The organism is Ruegeria sp. CDSB086 (assembly GCF_059611065.1).
In genome coordinates this window covers 18223-34060 of record NZ_JBXWOV010000007.1, presented here as the reverse complement: position 1 = coordinate 34060, position 15838 = coordinate 18223, and the positions used below count along the sequence as shown (strand labels likewise).

General features: G+C 58.3%; 16 protein-coding genes. 5 read left to right on the top strand and 11 right to left on the bottom strand.

The annotated features are described in order from the left end of the window. Positions 1-10: 10 nt before the first annotated feature. The 3 genes from AC2FIO_RS15125 to AC2FIO_RS15115 all read left to right on the top strand — a co-directional run bounded on the left by AC2FIO_RS15125 (position 11) and on the right by AC2FIO_RS15115 (position 2971). Entirely contained in the window at positions 11-1945 is a 1935-nt protein-coding gene (locus tag AC2FIO_RS15125; RefSeq protein WP_496698649.1) for an OmpA family protein, read from the top strand. A 1-nt stretch (position 1946) separates the two neighbouring features. After that, the gene (locus AC2FIO_RS15120; protein ID WP_058278866.1) at positions 1947-2267 is read left to right on the top strand and encodes a hypothetical protein; all 321 of its coding nucleotides are present in this window, start codon (positions 1947-1949) and stop codon (positions 2265-2267) included. A 173-nt stretch (positions 2268-2440) separates the two neighbouring features. Beyond that, on the top strand, positions 2441-2971 hold the full coding sequence (locus tag AC2FIO_RS15115) for a hypothetical protein (RefSeq protein ID WP_058278867.1): 531 nt from the start codon (positions 2441-2443) through the stop codon (positions 2969-2971). 49 nt (positions 2972-3020) lie between these two features. Here the strand turns inward: AC2FIO_RS15115 and AC2FIO_RS15110 are convergent, their stop codons facing one another. From AC2FIO_RS15110 to pgsA, 3 genes are read right to left on the bottom strand one after another with little or no spacing between them, the layout of a single operon-like run. After that, a complete protein-coding gene (locus AC2FIO_RS15110) occupies positions 3021-3464 on the bottom strand; it encodes a molybdenum cofactor biosynthesis protein MoaE (protein ID WP_282121369.1) in 444 nt (147 codons plus the stop codon). Between the two features lie 4 nt (positions 3465-3468). Then, a complete protein-coding gene (moaD, locus tag AC2FIO_RS15105) occupies positions 3469-3714 on the bottom strand; it encodes a molybdopterin converting factor subunit 1 (RefSeq protein ID WP_058278869.1) in 246 nt (81 codons plus the stop codon). Between the two features lie 3 nt (positions 3715-3717). Further along, the gene (gene pgsA / locus AC2FIO_RS15100; protein WP_282121368.1) at positions 3718-4386 is read right to left on the bottom strand and encodes a CDP-diacylglycerol--glycerol-3-phosphate 3-phosphatidyltransferase; all 669 of its coding nucleotides are present in this window, start codon (positions 4384-4386) and stop codon (positions 3718-3720) included. Positions 4387-4564: 178 nt separating this feature from the next. Between pgsA and AC2FIO_RS15095 the strand changes: the two genes are divergently transcribed. Further along, the gene (locus AC2FIO_RS15095) at positions 4565-5449 is read left to right on the top strand and encodes a DMT family transporter (protein ID WP_282121367.1); all 885 of its coding nucleotides are present in this window, start codon (positions 4565-4567) and stop codon (positions 5447-5449) included. Here the strand turns inward: AC2FIO_RS15095 and uvrC are convergent. From uvrC to AC2FIO_RS15060, 7 genes are all read right to left on the bottom strand, one after another. Continuing rightward, positions 5446-7320, bottom strand: a complete 1875-nt coding sequence (gene uvrC / locus AC2FIO_RS15090; RefSeq protein WP_496698646.1) for an excinuclease ABC subunit UvrC — start codon at positions 7318-7320, stop codon at positions 5446-5448. The genes AC2FIO_RS15095 and uvrC overlap by 4 nt on opposite strands. 290 nt (positions 7321-7610) lie before the next feature. Beyond that, a complete protein-coding gene (locus tag AC2FIO_RS15085; protein WP_496698644.1) occupies positions 7611-8390 on the bottom strand; it encodes an SDR family oxidoreductase in 780 nt (259 codons plus the stop codon). 21 nt (positions 8391-8411) lie between these two features. Further along, positions 8412-9374, bottom strand: a complete 963-nt coding sequence (locus AC2FIO_RS15080) for a calcium/sodium antiporter (RefSeq protein WP_108860676.1) — start codon at positions 9372-9374, stop codon at positions 8412-8414. Positions 9375-9542: 168 nt separating this feature from the next. Next, positions 9543-10340, bottom strand: a complete 798-nt coding sequence (locus AC2FIO_RS15075) for a S49 family peptidase (protein ID WP_282121365.1) — start codon at positions 10338-10340, stop codon at positions 9543-9545. A gap of 104 nt (positions 10341-10444) precedes the next feature. Next, positions 10445-11206, bottom strand: coding sequence for an ABC transporter permease (locus tag AC2FIO_RS15070; RefSeq protein ID WP_282152551.1), 762 nt, complete (start codon positions 11204-11206; stop codon positions 10445-10447). Beyond that, the gene (locus AC2FIO_RS15065) at positions 11203-12132 is read right to left on the bottom strand and encodes an ABC transporter ATP-binding protein (RefSeq protein WP_282152552.1); all 930 of its coding nucleotides are present in this window, start codon (positions 12130-12132) and stop codon (positions 11203-11205) included. Before AC2FIO_RS15065 ends, AC2FIO_RS15070 begins: the two co-directional genes overlap by 4 nt. 101 nt (positions 12133-12233) lie before the next feature. Further along, positions 12234-13556, bottom strand: coding sequence for a TAXI family TRAP transporter solute-binding subunit (locus AC2FIO_RS15060; RefSeq protein ID WP_496698640.1), 1323 nt, complete (start codon positions 13554-13556; stop codon positions 12234-12236). Between the two features lie 66 nt (positions 13557-13622). Here AC2FIO_RS15060 and AC2FIO_RS15055 point away from each other — a divergent pair, with 66 nt between their 5' ends. Next, positions 13623-14732 carry a CaiB/BaiF CoA transferase family protein gene (locus tag AC2FIO_RS15055; protein ID WP_496698638.1) on the top strand — a complete coding sequence of 370 codons (1110 nt, stop codon included), beginning with the start codon at positions 13623-13625 and terminating at the stop codon, positions 14730-14732. Between the two features lie 47 nt (positions 14733-14779). Here AC2FIO_RS15055 and hemE read toward each other — a convergent pair whose 3' ends face one another. Continuing rightward, a complete protein-coding gene (gene hemE, locus AC2FIO_RS15050; RefSeq protein ID WP_282169871.1) occupies positions 14780-15823 on the bottom strand; it encodes a uroporphyrinogen decarboxylase in 1044 nt (347 codons plus the stop codon). Positions 15824-15838 lie beyond the last annotated feature (15 nt).

Here is a 15838-nt window from a genome sequence, read left to right as displayed (position 1 = left end):
TAGTTCGCACATGCGTCTGCCTTATTTCTTCGTCGTTGCCTTTGTCTTCCTTGCGTCCGTCGGGCTGTCTCTGCTGGCGGCAAGCTTTGCCGTTACAAAGGTCGAAGAAGCCTCGGAATTCGCCGTTCGGCGTGCGCTGGACCTGAAAGGCCATAACTGGGCCGAGGTCCAGTCAGACGGGCTGCGGGTGGTTCTGACCGGCACCGCCACGGATGAGGCCACACGATTCAACGCTCTGACGGCGGCGGGGACCGAGGTCGACACCTCGCGCGTGATTGATGAAATGGAAGTCGCGCCCTCGACGCAGTTGGCCTCCCCGCGCTTTTCAGCCGAAATTCTTCGCAATGACAGCGGTATCTCGGTTATTGGCCTGATCCCGGCCAGCGAAGACCGCGACGCACTGACGAAAAGATTGCGCACGCTGAATGACGGGCCGATATCTGATTTGCTGGAAACCGCCGACTATCCAAAGCCCAAAGGCTGGGACGATGCGATCGCTTTTGCTGTTGAGGCGCTGACCCGACTGCCGCGGGCCAAAATCTCGGCCAGCCCCGGGCTTGTAAAGGTGACAGCAATTGCCGACAGCCAGCAGGAAAAAGAACGGCTGGAGCAAGAGCTGACGCGCGCGGCACCGCCCAGCCTGCGCATTGGCCTGTCCATTTCCGCGCCGCGCCCGGTCATTACACCCTTCACCCTGCGCTATCTGATCGACGAAAATGGCGGGCAATTCGACGCCTGTTCGGCCCAGGATGAAAAGGCGCGGGACCGGATCGTCGCAGCCGCCCAGGATGCTGGTCTGACCGGGCCTTATTCCTGCACCATCGGTCTGGGTGAACCCTCGCCTCGCTGGCCCGACGCCGCCGTGTTAAGCATTCGGGCGCTGTCAGAAATCGGCCAGGGTACGGTGACTTTGTCAGATGCAGATATCACTCTGGTCGCGGCCGAAGGCACTGGTGCCGCGCTGTTTGATCAGGTGATCGGTGAACTGGAAAACGCACTGCCCGAGGTCTTTGCCCTGCACGCGGTTCTGCCGGAACCCGAAACGGAAAACCAATCCGGCCCGCCCGAATTCTCAGCAACACGAAGTCCCGAAGGCCTGGTGCAAATGCGCGGCCGGCTAGGGGATGAAACCCAGCGCGACATGGTCGACAGCTATGCCCGTGCAGCCTTTGGTTATGAACACGTCCATACCGCAACCCGCGTGGCCTCTGACCTGCCCGCTGATTGGCCCATTCGCGTTCTCAGCGGGCTTGAGGCGTTGTCGCAACTGCACAATGGCGCGCTGACCGTGACACCGGACGAAGTGGTTCTGAACGGCATCAGCCACGATCCCAAAACCCGGGCCTATGTTTCGGGGCTTTTGTCGGAAAAACTGGGCGAGGCACAAGATTTCAGCCTGTCGATCACCTATCAAAAGCCACCCGAGCCCGCAGACAAGCTGCCCGACCCGGATGTTTGCGAAGAGCGCATCGCCGAGGTTCAGGCGGGTTCCAAAATCGCCTTTGAACCAGGTTCTGCCACGGTCGCCGCCGAGTCGCGCGATACGGTCAATCAGATCGCCGACATCCTGCGGGAATGCGGACCCATCCGGCTGGAGATTCAGGGCCACACTGACAGCCAGGGTCGCGAAGAGATGAACCAGCAGCTCAGCCAGTCGCGTGCACAATCCATCTTAAATGAGCTGCGTGCGCGGCGCGTGCCCACAGCCAGCTTTACCGCCATGGGCTATGGTGAAACCCAGCCAATCGCCGACAATGACACCGAAACCGGGCGCGAAGAAAACAGACGCATCGAATTCCGCCTGATCCGGCCCGAATCCACCGCTGAATCTCAAACCGCGTTGGAAGCGATGGAAGACGAAACAGAGACGTCACAAGACGCAGAGCCAGAGGCCGAAGCCGCGGAAACGGATGCGGAAACCGACTCGGGCGCAGGGGACCAGTAAATTGAACAGAATCGAATTCATTATCGCGACCGCCGTCATATTGTTTGCCGCCTTTAGCATGGGATGGTTCGCCAACTGGCTGGCCCATCGCCTGTCGCGCGTCCGCCAAAGCGACGTCGCCGATCTGGACCGCATGAGCCAGGAGCTGCATGAGGCAGAAGAAACCCGCGACCAGGCCATCACCTATCTGCAGCAGCGCGAGGCCGAACTGACCAACCAGCTGACCCAGACCGAGGCCGAATTGGCCGCCGCCATGGACGGCCTGCGCGCCGCCCGGCAAGAGGCGGAAGAACTACGCGGGCGTATCAACAACGCGGATTGATCCCAGCCCCGGGCTTAATAGCTGACCCCGGTTGGGGCCGACTGCACCTTCGGCACAAATCAGCCGATCCGAGGCAATCGCCTTCAATTCTTACAACAAATTCAATATTAGGAATTGGTGCATTTTTTACACATGCACATCACTGTTCACTATCCAGAAAATTGGAGTGTACTATGAATTTCAAATCATCATTAACAACCGCTGCGACTCTAAGCATCTTCTCTGCTGTAGCCGCTTGGGCTTCAAGTGACGTCATACCGTCAGAGAACGATACCTTCACCAACTGGGGCGAAGAATCCGGTTGGACTATCTTTGTGGATGACTCCCGCGGGTCCTGCCTGATCGAGCGTATGGACGAAAACCAGAACGTCGTTCAGATGGGTCTGACCAAGGACCACGAGATGGGCTATCTTGGTGTGTTCACGAAGAACGACATTGGCCTGAAGGGTAAGAAGGAAAAGATCTTCCTGTCACTCGACGGCAACGTCTACGAAGCTGAGGCGCACAAGAAGACTAAGCATCTCGCCGACGGATATACAGGCGGATACATCCTTGCGAACAACGCCCAGTTTGTGGATGATGTCATGAACAAATACGAAATGACCGTGTTTCCGAAGAAAGAGTTCGCATTCACCGTTAGTCTGGATGGTACTAAAAAAGCCATCGAAGCGGCACGGCAGTGTAACACCGAACAAAGCACCTAACTCGCTATGATAGACCCGGCACCAGATAATCCGGTGCCGGGCACAGAACCTACCACCGCGTCAGCGCATCTTCATCCTCATCCTTGGCTGCGACCCATTCCGCGCCGGATGTGGTGATTTCCTTTTTCCAAAAGGGAGCGCGGGATTTCAGGTAATCCATCAGGTATTCTGCCGCCTCAAACGCATCCTTGCGGTGCCGCGCGGCAGTGGCCACCATCATGATCCGATCCCCCGGGGCAAGGCGCCCGTGGCGGTGGATCACCAGCACATCGCCCAACGACCAGCGCTGCTGTGCCTCTTCGGCGATTTTGGTTAGCGCCCGTTCGGTCATACCGGGGTAATGCTCGATCTCCATCACATCCAGATCACCGGATGCCAGATCGCGCACCACGCCGGTAAATGTCACGATGGCGCCGTTGGCATCGTCTCCGGCGGCGAAGGTATTGGCCTCGGCCCCAAGATCAAATTCTTCTTCCTGAACCGCGATGCGCATGGATTTAGCCGCCGGTCATCGGCGGGAAAAAAGCCACTTCGCGCACGCCAGAAAGCGATGCGTCAAAATCGGACAGTTCCTGATCCAGTGCCACGCGCAATGCGGACAGGTCCGCAAATGCGGCAGCATAGCGGTCTTCACGCGCGCTCAGCTCGGCGACCAGATCGGATACGGTTGCGGCCTCGGTTTCGATCCGCTCTTTCGGCAGGCCGATCCGTTCGCGTACCCATGCAAAATACAGCACGTCCATCCCTTAGCTCTCCTTCAGATGGGGCATGGCTTTACGTAGGTAGTCATAGCCGGTGATCAATGTCAGCGCTGCCGCGATCCACAACAGCCACAGCCCAATGCGACCGGACCAGAACATCGCCTCAAGGTGCCAGCGCATATGATTCAGGTCTTCCAATTGACCCGTCAGAACTTGATCCATCGTTGCGGCATCCATGCCGAATGTAGCCATCACAAAATAGTGCTCGAAAATCCCCTGCGAAAACAGAATGGCAATCGCCACCATCTGCGCGGTCGTTTTCCATTTCGCCAGCTTTGTGACCTTCAGCGTTCCGGCCGTATCGCCCAGATATTCCCGCAGGCCCGAGACAAAAACTTCGCGGAACAGGATGACCGTCGCTGGCAGCACTAGCCAGGGCGTCCAGTGCTCAGCGGAGTAACCCACAAGGATCATCAGCGCGATCACCACCATCGCCTTGTCCGCAATCGGGTCCAACATGGCGCCGATCTTGGTTTCCTGTTTCCACGCGCGCGCCAAGTACCCATCAAACCAGTCGGTAATGGCTGCGGTCAGAAACAGGATCAGCGCAAACCAATCCGCATAGGGTCTGGTGAAATACAGAAACATTACGGCCAGACCGGGCGCGGCCAGCAGGCGCAGGACGGTCAGGATATTCGGCAGGTTCCACTTCATGAAGCAGACCCTACATCGCTGGCCGGGGACAGGAAAGACGGGGCGGAAAAAAACTGTACCGATCACAGAGGCTTGGTCAAAGCGCCGCAGTCCGGCGCGGCACCGGTTATTGGCCTTGGCCCCGGGTCGGATTGTCGTCAGAGTGCAGCCGACCAAGCCCAATGGCAAAGACGAACCGATGACCCCGAATATTGAGACCGACGCGCGCGCCAACCTGATCGGTAGCGCATGGATGATCGGCGCGATGGCATGTTTCGCACTGGAAGACGCGCTGCTGAAAGCGGCGGCGGTTGCCTTGCCCGTCTGGCAAATACTTGTCCTGTTCGGATTGGGTGGCGCGCTCATCTTTGCCTGTGTCGCAATGGCACGTGGCACGCAGCTGCTGCAACCGGATGTGCTGTCGCCTGCAATGAAGATCCGCGCGGTTTTCGAAATTCTTGGGCGGCTGTTCTACGTACTGGCCATCACATTGACGCCCTTGTCATCAGCAACTGTTATCCTGCAGGCCACCCCGCTTGTGGTCGTCGCCTGTGCCGCGCTTCTATTCGGAGAGACTGTTGGCTGGCGGCGGTGGAGTGCCATTCTCGTTGGCCTGATCGGCGTTGTGATCATCATCCAACCAACCGGAGACAGTTTCACCATCTTGTCTCTGTTGGCCGTGCTGGGGATGTTGGGATTTGCTGGTCGCGATCTGGCCAGTCGGGTCGCACCCGCCAGCCTTGGAACCGAAGTTTTAGGGTTCTATGGCTTTGTCAGCGTGATTGTCGCCGGGTTTGCCTACAGCTTTTGGGAACAGGCCCCCATCGCGCCTGTGCCGTTGCTCACAAGCCTGCATATCGCCGGAGCTGTGGGCCTTGGCGCAATCGCATACACATCCCTGATGAAGGCCATGCGAACCGGAGAGGTGTCCGCCGTCACGCCCTTCCGCTATTCCCGCCTGCTGTTCGGTGTTGCCTTGGGCGTGATCTTTTTCGGCGAGGATCTGGACCAGACAATGTGGATCGGTAGTGGTCTGATCGTGGCCTCCGGCCTCTACATCCTGTGGCGCGGGCGCAAGGTCTAGCCCTTGTCGTGGAAGAAATCATAAACTTTCTGCGCCAACCCGGCTGAGATCCCCTCGACCGCTTTCAAATCCGCCAGATTGGCCCGGCTAACAGCCTTGGCACTGCCGAAATGCGCCAGCAATGCCCGTTTGCGCGCAGCACCAACTCCGGGGATTTCGTCCAACGGCGTCGCGCCGACCGCTTTGGCCCGTTTGGCACGGTGAGTACCGATTGCAAACCGGTGCGCCTCGTCGCGCAGACGCTGAATAAAATACAGCACCGGGTCATTGCGTTTTAAGGCAAAGGGGCGCTGGCCGGTACGATGGAACTCTTCCTTGCCGTGATCGCGATCAACGCCCTTTGCAACACCCACCATAGGAATATCTTCGACCCCATGTTCAACCATGATCTCGCGCACAGCACTCACCTGCCCCGCGCCGCCATCGATCAGTAACAGGTCGGGCCACATCCCCTTGTCACGATCCGGATCCTCTTTTTGCAGGCGAGTAAAGCGGCGGGTCAGAACCTCTTTCATCATGCCAAAGTCGTCACCGGGGGTCAGGTCATCACCCCGAATGTTGAACTTTCGATAGGCGTTTTTCATGTACCCTTCTGGGCCTGCCACGATCATCCCACCAACGGCGTTGGTGCCCTGGATATGAGAGTTATCGTAAACCTCAATCCGGTTCGGCGGGCTGTCCAGATCAAACGCTTCGGCCACGCCACGTAACAGCTTGGCCTGCGTGGCGCTTTCCGACATCCGACGGGCCAGGGATTCCCGCGCGTTGCGCAAGGCCCCTGCAATCAGTTCTTGTTTCTCGCCGCGCTGAGGCACTAGGATTTCGACCTTGCGCCCCGCCTTCTCACTCAGCGCCTCGTGCATCAGATCGGCGTTTTCAACGGCATCCGACAGGATCAGTTGCCGGGGCGGTTCCTTGTTGTCGTAGAACTGACCAAGAAACGCCTCCATCACCTCTGCTGCGGACACATCCGCACCGACACGAGGATAAAAATCCTTGTTCCCCCAGTTCTGATTGGCGCGGATAAAGAACACCTGAACACAAGCCTGCCCACTGTCCATATAAAGGCCAATCACATCCGCCTCAGCCACGCCGCGCGGATTGATACCCTGGGACGTCTGCACCTGCGTCAGCGCCCGGATGCGATCTCGTAGCCCGGCGGCGCGTTCGAACTCCATCGCCTCGGACGCGACCATCATCTGTTCGGCCAGCTCCTCTTGCACTTTGGTCGACCGCCCCGACAGGAACCGCTCGGCATCTTTGACGCTTTCGCCGTATTCATCTTCCGAGATCAGGCCAACGCATGGCCCCGAGCACCGCTTGATCTGATAAAGCAGACAGGGCCGCGTGCGGCCGTCAAACATGGAATCCGAGCAGTTGCGCAGCAGAAACGCCTTTTGCAGCTGGTTCAACGTTCGATTGACCGCGCCAGCACTGGCGAAGGGGCCAAAATAGGTCCCCTTCTCTTTCTTCGCGCCACGGTGTTTTTTGATCTGCGGAAAGGCATGGTCCTTGGCGACCAGAATATTGGGAAAACTTTTATCGTCCCGCAGCAGCACGTTGTACTTGGGCTTGAGCTGCTTGATCAGGTTCTGCTCAAGCAGCAGCGCCTCGGTCTCGGTCCGCGTTGTCAGGAACATCATCGAGGCTGTCGCCGCGATCATCCGCTCAATCCGCCCCGAATGTCCCGGCCGCGCATAGTTCGACACCCGCGCTTTAAGGTTGCGCGCCTTGCCGACGTACAGCACCCGGCTGTCCGCATCCAACATCCGATACACACCGGGTGAGCTGTCCAGCGTCTTCACATACCGCAAAATGCAGGCATAGCCGGTCAATTGAGTGTCAGGGGTCGAGTCGCTGTCTGTTGTCATTTGCCTGAGATATGATTCTCTGACCATGGCTGCAATCTTGTGGCCCCCAGATCAAGAGAAAACAAATCCACGGTTTCTGTGGATAAGTGTGAAGATAAGTTTCTGAGCGTGGCGAATTTCCCTTGATTCATTAAGGAATTCTTGATTTGCACAAAAAATAAGCAAATATTTAACTCATTGTTTTCATTGTATATAATTTCATTCACAAGGCAAGTGTATGAAAAAAAAGACATTTTTGTAACGCGAAGGTAACAGAACCGAGAGCGGTGCAAAACTTGCAGCAGTTTTACTTATTCAAGCCCCAGAACATCCGGTGTTTTCCACCCCAGATGCTGCCCCCCGTCGACGCACAATAGTTGGCCTGTGACCGCATGCGCATCCAGGAAATAACCCAATGCCGCGGTGATATCGGATGGGTTTGACCCGCGCTCCAGCACCGTGTTCGCGCGCTGCGCATTGAAGTGTTCTTGGCTTTGCCGATGACCTTGCATCGTTGGACCAGGCCCGATCGCGTTAACCCGGATTGCTGGCGAAAGCGCCTGCGCCGAGGTGCGCGTCAAGGCCCACAGACCCATCTTGGCAATCGTATAGGTCATGAACTCTGGCGTGAGCTTGCGCACCCGCATATCCACCATGTTCACGATCAGCCCGGTGGCAACAGGCTCACCCGCCTCGTCCGTGCCCGGCTTCAGCCCCTGCGCGGCCATGGCCTGCGTCAGAACGAATGGCGCACGCAGGTTGCTGTCGAGATGCCGGTCCCAGCTTTGCCGCGTGGCGGATTGAAGGTTGTCGTATTCAAAGATCGATGCGTTGTTCACCAGACAGGTGATCGGTCCGCCCAGCGCCTCTGCCGCACGGGGCAGCAAGGTCAGGACCTGCGCCTCATCCAGCAGATCGGCGTTCAAGGCGACCGCCTTGCGCCCAAGCGCGTGCACCTCGGCTACGGTTTCGGCGGCAGGTTGTTCAGACGTCGCATAGTGCACTGCGACGTCATATCCCCGGTTTGCCAGATACAGGGCCATTGCCCGACCAAGACGAATACCTGCACCGGTCACCAACGCTCGGGCCATCGATTTCCCCCTATCTTCAGGTCACGCCAGCAACGAGACGATGTAGACCGCATACAGCAGCGTCAACACCAGACCCCAGCCGCGCGTGATATCTTGCTTCAAGAACACGAACGGGATCAACAGAAGCGATGCGCCCAGCATGACCCACAGATCGAAACGCAGGAATTCCGGGTCCACCGGGATACGTCCAAACAACGTGGCGATACCGACGATGGCCAAAAGGTTGAACATGTTCGACCCGATCACGTTGCCCAAGGCGACATCCGCCTGTCTGCGCAAGGCCGCCATGACGGTCGTGGCCAGTTCCGGCAGGGATGTCCCCACCGCGATCAGAGTCAGACCAATAATCGTTTCGCTGACGCCATATGTGCGGGCAATGATCGTGGCGTTGTCGACCAATAGATGCGCACCCATCGGCAGGCCGATCAGGCCCAGGACCAGATAGATCGAAAGTTTCCAATAGGGCATGTCCGGATCGGCCTCTTCCAGACCTTCCAGCTCATCCTCTTCCGCACAGGCTTCACCGCAGGCTTTGCGATGCGCGCGCGCATCGCGGAACGCGTTAAGCAGGACCAATCCCAAAGCCGCCAGCAAGATCGCACCACTGGCCATGTTGAACACGCCGCAAAATGCCAGGCCGATGAACAGCACCGTGGCCAACAGCATGAAAACATAGTTTCTTCTGGTGTTGCATTCGCTGGTGTGCAGCGTGGCAAGCAAGGCTGGCAGACCCAGAACCAGCAAGATGTTTGCCGTGTTCGAACCGACCACGTTACCCAGCGCAATCCCCGGCGCGTTTTCCTTGATCGCACTGATCGCGATCAACAGCTCGGGGGCTGAGGTGCCAAAGGCCACAATGGTCAGGCTGACAATCAGGGCCGGTACACCCAGGCGCAGGCTTAGGTTCACTGCACCGCGGACCAGAGCATCACCTGCCAGCAGCAAGATCAGCAAGCCGAGGCCGGATAACAGCCATGCCGTCATGTACGGCCTCCTTTTTCGCAGGAGCAAGGCCCCTTACCGATACTGAACCGTCCACAGCGCGGGCATCTTGCAGATTGCAACTTCTTCTGCCCCGGAAAGCGCAGCTTGCCGAACATCGCCAAGACACCCATGGCAATCAGGAAAAGGGTGACAATCTTGACAATCACGTCACAAACCAAAGCGCGCGTAAGCCGCCCGCTCCTCAATTCCGGTTATGGCGTCCTGGGCAAGTGTGGCCCCGAACCGCGACCAGAACGGTTTGCGCAGGCCATAGCGGCGGAACTTCACCTTGTCGCCGAACCGCTCCTGCATTTTCGGCCTCAGGTGCGCGACGCCGTCAATCAGGCCCAGTTCCTGCGCACGTCGGGCAAGCCAGACCTCGCCCGTGAACAGATCCGCACTTTGATCCAGCTTGTCACCGCGACGGGCTTTGACATGGTCAATGAAGTTCGCGTGGATATCACCCAGCAAGCCTTGCAGCCGCGCGACATCTTCTTCTTTCTCCGGCGAAAATGGGTCGAGCATTGATTTTGATTTACCCGCCGTATGTACGCGCCGCTCGATGCCTTGCCGCGCCAGAAGGACATGCGCGCCAAACCCAGCCGAAATCACACCGATCGACCCCAGGACCGAGCTGTCGTCCGCCCAGATTTCGTCGGCGGCAGCGGCCAGCCAGTAGCCGCCAGACGCTGCAACGTCTTCGACAAAGGCGATAACGGGGATCTCAAGCTCTTCCGACAGCCGCCGGATTCGCGACCCGATCAGAGAGCTTTGTACCGGCGATCCACCGGGCGAGTTGATCTCAAGCGCCACGGCCGCAGGTTTACCTTTGCGAAACGCCTTTTCCAGAACGGGGGCCAGCGCGGTGTCGTTCAACGATCCACGCCCCGCCATTCCGATGGCGCCGGACAGGCGAACCACGGCCACGAGGGGCTGCTTTTTGACAAATGGCAGGCTGAGCTTCATGGGTGCCGATGTAGAGTGCAGCCGGGCCCTAAACAAGGGACCGTTCGGGCCTTAGACGTGACGTGAACCAAATTCACACACATGGCGGGCAAAAATGCAACGCCCTAGCTGCGAATGCGCCAACCGGTTTTGAAGATCCAGCCGATCACAGCCAGACAAGTCCCCGTGAAGACCAGAATCGCCAACAGGCTGAATCCGATCGGGACATCGGCCAACCCGTAAAACGACCAGCGGAACCCGGAAATCAGGTAAACAACCGGGTTGAACAGGGTGATCGTCTGCCACACCGGTGGCAGCATCGAGATTGAATAGAACGTGCCGCCTAGAAAGATCAGTGGCGTGACAACCAGTTGGGGCACCAAAGATATCTGTTCAAAGTTGCTGGCCCATATCCCAACGATAAAGCCCAACAGCGAAAAACTGAGGCAGGACAGGGTCAGGAACGCTGCCATCGCAAAGGGATGTTCGATGCGTATGTCCACGAAGAATGTGGCTGTCACAAGGATTACCAGCCCGACAAATAGCGACTTGGTGGCGGCAGCCCCGACGTAACCTATTACGATCTCTATGAAATTCACTGGCGCCGATAACAGTTCGTAGATCGTACCAAGGAATTTCGGGAAGTAGATCCCAAATGAAGCGTTCGAGATTGCCAGCATCACAACGGACAACATGATAAGCCCCGGCACGATGAACGCGCCATAAGATACACCCTCGACCTCTTGGATGCGGCTGCCGATCGCAGTGCCGAAGACCACAAAATACAATGAGGTCGACAGGACCGGCGACAGAAAGCTCTGTGCCAGAGTGCGGAAGAACCGGGCCATTTCGAACCGGTAGATTGCAGCGATGGCAGACCAGTTCATGCAGGTTCTCCGGATACCAGGTTCACGAAAATCTCTTCCAGGCTCGACTGCCGGGTCTGCACGTCGCGCAGAACAAGCCCTGCCTGTGCCACATCGTTCAGCAAGGTAGTGATCCCAGTGCGGTCCGCGTGGGTGTCATAGGTATAGACCAGCGCGTCGCCATTGCCGTTCAACGTCAGGTTATGAACAGCCAGACTGTCGGGAATGGCCTGGATAGGATCGGCCAGCATAACCTCGATCTGTTTCTTGCCCATCTGGGCCATCAGGGTGTTCTTGTCCTGCACCAGCCGCAGCTCACCCTTGTCAATGACACCTACCCTGTCGGCGATAGCCTCGGCCTCTTCGATGTAATGCGTGGTCAGGATGATGGTGACCCCGGCCTGTTTCAGCTCGGCCACGATCTCCCACATGTCCTTGCGCAGTTCGACATCCACGCCGGCGGTCGGCTCATCCAGGAACAGAACGCGCGGCTCGTGCGCCAGAGCCTTGGCAATCAGCACGCGGCGCTTCATGCCACCGGACAGTTCCTTGATCGCGTTTTTACGCTTGTCCCACAGAGACAGCTTGCGCAGGATCTCTTCGATCCGGGCATTGTCGCTGCCATATCCGAACAGACCGCGAGAAAACCGGACCGTGTTCCAAACTTTCTCAAACGGCTCAAGTGCGATTTCTTGCGGCACCAACCCGATCATCCGACGCGCGGCACGAAATTCGGTCTGGATGTCATGCCCACCTACGGTAACGGTGCCCGAAGTCGGCGTGGTAATGCCACACACGGTGGAAATCAGCGTTGTCTTGCCAGCCCCGTTTGGGCCCAGCAACGCCAGAATTTCGCCCTGCTCGATATCCAAGGACACTCCTTTGAGCGCCTCGAATCCGTCGGCATAGGACTTACGCAAATCCCTAATGGACAGAATAGTTGTCATGCACATTCCCTGTTCTGGCGGGGACACTACCCCGATGGCCCGTCACAGAACAGGTCAATTCCGCACATTGTTCTGCGCTTTTTTGTGGGCGCGCGGCTTGGTCAGGTCTGACTATGCTGCTGCAATTCGGCCACCCGTTTTTGTACAAGTTCGACATGCAACCGCGCATCGTACAGTCCTTGCCGATAGGCCGCGGGCAGCCGCAACGTTGCGAGGCGTTCATCTAGGGCGTTCAGATGCGCCTGCATCTCGCGCAGCTCGTTGACACCGGGATTGTTGGCCAGTTCCTCCTCAATTTCCCGGATTTCGGGGTAGTGCTGCCAAACCCGCCACCGCATCGCGTAGGCATAGGCCATAGGCACAAGCCGGATCAGAGGCACGACAATGAAAAAGAACGGCAGCAACAGCAAAAGAACCCGGTTAATCTGTGCCGCGATCCAATAGGGCAGCCAATTATGCCATGTCGAAGGACCATCAACAATTAGCTGCCGAGCCGTATTGTTGATCGTCATCCCTGCACCTTCGAGGTTGGGGAATGCCCCCGGATCGGCGATAATTCCGCGGGCACTGTGCAATTCAATCGCCGCCATCGTCAGACGGTTGATCAGCGCAGGGTGCAAATCCGGTCGCACGACCAGACGGGCTTCGATCGCTATCAACTCTACCGGTCGCGGCGGAAGAACTGGGTCCAACGACATTCCTCCCGCCGGAACTGTCACCACCGTCGCGTATTCCAACCGCCGCGAGATCGCCTGAACATGATCCAGCGCCAGCACGCGAAGCCCCGGCTCTGCATATGCGGCCTTCAGATAGGGAGCTTCGATGGGCGCAACATAGACGGCGATATCCAAATCTCCGTCCAACAAAGCGGCCGCGGCTTTTGCATAGGGGATTGAGAAATGTGTATTGTCCCCCTCATTCAAGCCGACCGCCTTTTCGAAATCCCGAAAAGCCGCAGCCGTACCTGAGCCTGGTGCGCCGCTGTTGATCCTCAAACCGGTCCACAAGGCGGGGTTTTTGGGGATAGTTGCGCCTTCGTTGACCAAAAAGATGATGGGTTCAAAAAACGCTGCCCCGACGGCCTCAGCCTTTTTTGGATCAACCCGGATACCGCCTTGTAGAAATGCAGCGTCGACATCGCCCGCGCTAAGCAGTTCAGCATTTTCGACCGAACCAGCGGTATCCAGTATTTCTAGTTGAATATCATCGCGCGCCAGAATTTCGGCGTAGTCCCGCGCAACCGTTTCATAAGCGCCGCCTTCTGGACCCGCCGCCAACATCATACTGCCAGGGGGATGCAGGCGCGAAAACACGCCTACCAACACCGCCAGCGCAACGGCGCCACCAAAAAGGAACCACAACCGCATCCGAGCCTCGCTCTCCATCCCGTTTGGAACGCTAAGGATCGCGTGACCATCTGGCAAGCCAACAGAATCCGGGCTTGCAATCCCCGGGTATCCCCGAAAACCTGCGCAGAAAGGAGAGGGCTCATGCTCAGCGGAATACGGATCATTGAAATTGAAGGTTTGGGGCCAGGTCCGTTCGCCGCCATGCTGCTGGCCGATCTGGGGGCGGACGTCATCACGATCCACCGCAAAGGCCAGCCTGTCGTACCGGGTATGCCCGAGCAATCCGTCCTGGACCGCGGCAAACGCTCGATTGACTTGAATCTGAAGGATGCCGCCGATCTGGACATCGCAAGGCGTCTGATCGCCTCGGCCGATGCGCTAATCGAAGGGTTCCGCCCCGGCGTGATGGAAAAACTGGGACTGGGTCCCGACACGTTCAACGCGTCGAACCCCAAACTGGTCTATGGTCGCATGACCGGATGGGGTCAGAACAGCCCGTTGTCCGAAACGGCCGGACACGATCTGAACTACATCTCATTGTCCGGGGCATTGTGGTATGCATCAGCAGCGGGCCAGCCCCCGCAGACCCCGGCGACCCTGGTCGGGGATATTGGCGGCGGTGCCATGTATTTAGTTGCCGGTATTCTTGCCGGGCTTCTCAACGCGCAGCGGACCGGACAGGGTACCGTGGTTGATGCCGCCATTTATGACGGATCGGCCCACATGATGAACTTGTTGATGAGTATGCGCCAAACCGGAAACCTGTCAGAAGCGCGCGGTCAAAGCCTGCTGGATGGCCCGCATTGGAGCCGCACTTACGCGTGCCTGGACGGGGGCTTCATGTCCGTCCAGTGTCTTGAGCCCAAGTTCTACGTCGAATTCTTGCAAAAACTGGGACTCACCGACGATCCCGAATTCAAAGACCAATATGTTCCGGCACTTTGGCCCAAACTCACGCAACGGCTCACCGACTTATTCGCCAGCAAAACCCGCGCCCACTGGGCCGGTATGTTCCAGGGTTCCGACGCCTGCGTCGCGCCCGTACTCGACCCGGTCGAGGCGCAGGCCCATGCCATGAACGCCGCGCGCCAAACCTGGATCGACCATGACGGCGCGCTGCAGGCTGCGGCCGCGCCCCGCTTTTCGACCAAGACATGGCACCCCAATCCCAGCCCCCGCCGAGGCGAACACAGGCAGGACATTCTGGATCAGCTGTCCACCAATGCGCCTCCCGACCCTTCACCTGGCTAAATATATCCCGGGGTGAATTGGCCAAAGGCCAAGAAGGGCTGGCCCCTCTACGCGTCCCGCCACGACCGCACCGTGTCGATCATCAGCTGAACATTATCGGGATCGGCATCGGGTGTGATCCCGTGGCCCAGATTAAAGATATGCGGTCCTTTCGAGAACGCCTCGACAATCTGACGCGTCTCATCCACCAGAGCCTGTCCGCCGGTCACCATGTGTGACGAGGCCAGATTGCCCTGAACGCAACCATCCACCTGCACATGCTCGACCGCCCAATCCGGCGACACGGAGTTGTCCAGCGCAACGCAATCTACACCGGTGGTTTTGGCAAAACCTATGTAACCATCACCTGCCTCGCGCGGGAAACCGATCACCGGGATGCCCGGATGGCGCTGCTTGATGGCCTGCGTGATCACATGGCAAGGCTCGACCGCATATTTCTGAAAGGCATCGCCCTTCAGCGACCCGGCCCAGCTGTCGAAAATCTTCACCACCTCGGCACCGGCCTCGATTTGGGCCGAGAGATATTCGATGGTGGCCAGCGTGATCCGCTCTAGTAGCGCTTCGAACAGGGCGGTGTTTTCCTCGCGCAGCGCATGAGCCGGTCCCTGATCCGGCGTGCCGCGACCGGCGATCATGTAGGTCGCAACCGTCCATGGCGCGCCTGCGAACCCGATAAGGGTGGTTTCGGATGGCAATTCTCGCGAAAGGATTCGGACAGTTTCGTACACCGGCGACAGGGTTTCATGGATATCCGATACCGGTTTCAGCGCATCAAAATCGGATTGCTGAGTGATCGTCGACAACCGCGGCCCCTCACCTGTGACAAACCACAGGTCCGCGCCCAGCGCTTGTGGCACCAGCAGGATGTCGGCGAACAGGATCGCCGCGTCGAAGCCATAACGGCGGATTGGCTGCAAGGTGACCTCGGCGGCCAGCTCGGGGTTGTAGCACAAGGACAGGAAATCTCCGGCCTGCGCGCGTGTCGCGCGATACTCTGGCAGATACCGCCCGGCTTGGCGCATCATCCAGATCGGTGGCACGTCCTGTACTTCGCCAGCCAGCGCCCGCAGCAGTTTCTTTGTCTCGGCCATCTTTGTCCCCACTCG

What these genes read in the sequence shown, in the direction of transcription:
- AC2FIO_RS15095 (WP_282121367.1), top strand. Translation starts at nt 4,565, where the DNA reads ATGACCCCGAATATTGAGACCGACGCGCGCGCCAACCTGATCGGTAGC.
- AC2FIO_RS15085 (WP_496698644.1), bottom strand. Translation starts at nt 8,390, where the DNA reads ATGGCCCGAGCGTTGGTGACCGGTGCAGGTATTCGTCTTGGTCGGGCA.
- AC2FIO_RS15125 (WP_496698649.1), top strand. Translation starts at nt 11, where the DNA reads ATGCGTCTGCCTTATTTCTTCGTCGTTGCCTTTGTCTTCCTTGCGTCC.
- AC2FIO_RS15070 (WP_282152551.1), bottom strand. Translation starts at nt 11,206, where the DNA reads ATGAACTGGTCTGCCATCGCTGCAATCTACCGGTTCGAAATGGCCCGG.
- uvrC (WP_496698646.1), bottom strand. Translation starts at nt 7,320, where the DNA reads ATGACAACAGACAGCGACTCGACCCCTGACACTCAATTGACCGGCTAT.
- AC2FIO_RS15080 (WP_108860676.1), bottom strand. Translation starts at nt 9,374, where the DNA reads ATGACGGCATGGCTGTTATCCGGCCTCGGCTTGCTGATCTTGCTGCTG.
- pgsA (WP_282121368.1), bottom strand. Translation starts at nt 4,386, where the DNA reads ATGAAGTGGAACCTGCCGAATATCCTGACCGTCCTGCGCCTGCTGGCC.
- AC2FIO_RS15110 (WP_282121369.1), bottom strand. Translation starts at nt 3,464, where the DNA reads ATGCGCATCGCGGTTCAGGAAGAAGAATTTGATCTTGGGGCCGAGGCC.
- AC2FIO_RS15055 (WP_496698638.1), top strand. Translation starts at nt 13,623, where the DNA reads ATGCTCAGCGGAATACGGATCATTGAAATTGAAGGTTTGGGGCCAGGT.
- AC2FIO_RS15065 (WP_282152552.1), bottom strand. Translation starts at nt 12,132, where the DNA reads ATGACAACTATTCTGTCCATTAGGGATTTGCGTAAGTCCTATGCCGAC.
- moaD (WP_058278869.1), bottom strand. Translation starts at nt 3,714, where the DNA reads ATGGACGTGCTGTATTTTGCATGGGTACGCGAACGGATCGGCCTGCCG.
- AC2FIO_RS15115 (WP_058278867.1), top strand. Translation starts at nt 2,441, where the DNA reads ATGAATTTCAAATCATCATTAACAACCGCTGCGACTCTAAGCATCTTC.
- AC2FIO_RS15075 (WP_282121365.1), bottom strand. Translation starts at nt 10,340, where the DNA reads ATGAAGCTCAGCCTGCCATTTGTCAAAAAGCAGCCCCTCGTGGCCGTG.
- hemE (WP_282169871.1), bottom strand. Translation starts at nt 15,823, where the DNA reads ATGGCCGAGACAAAGAAACTGCTGCGGGCGCTGGCTGGCGAAGTACAG.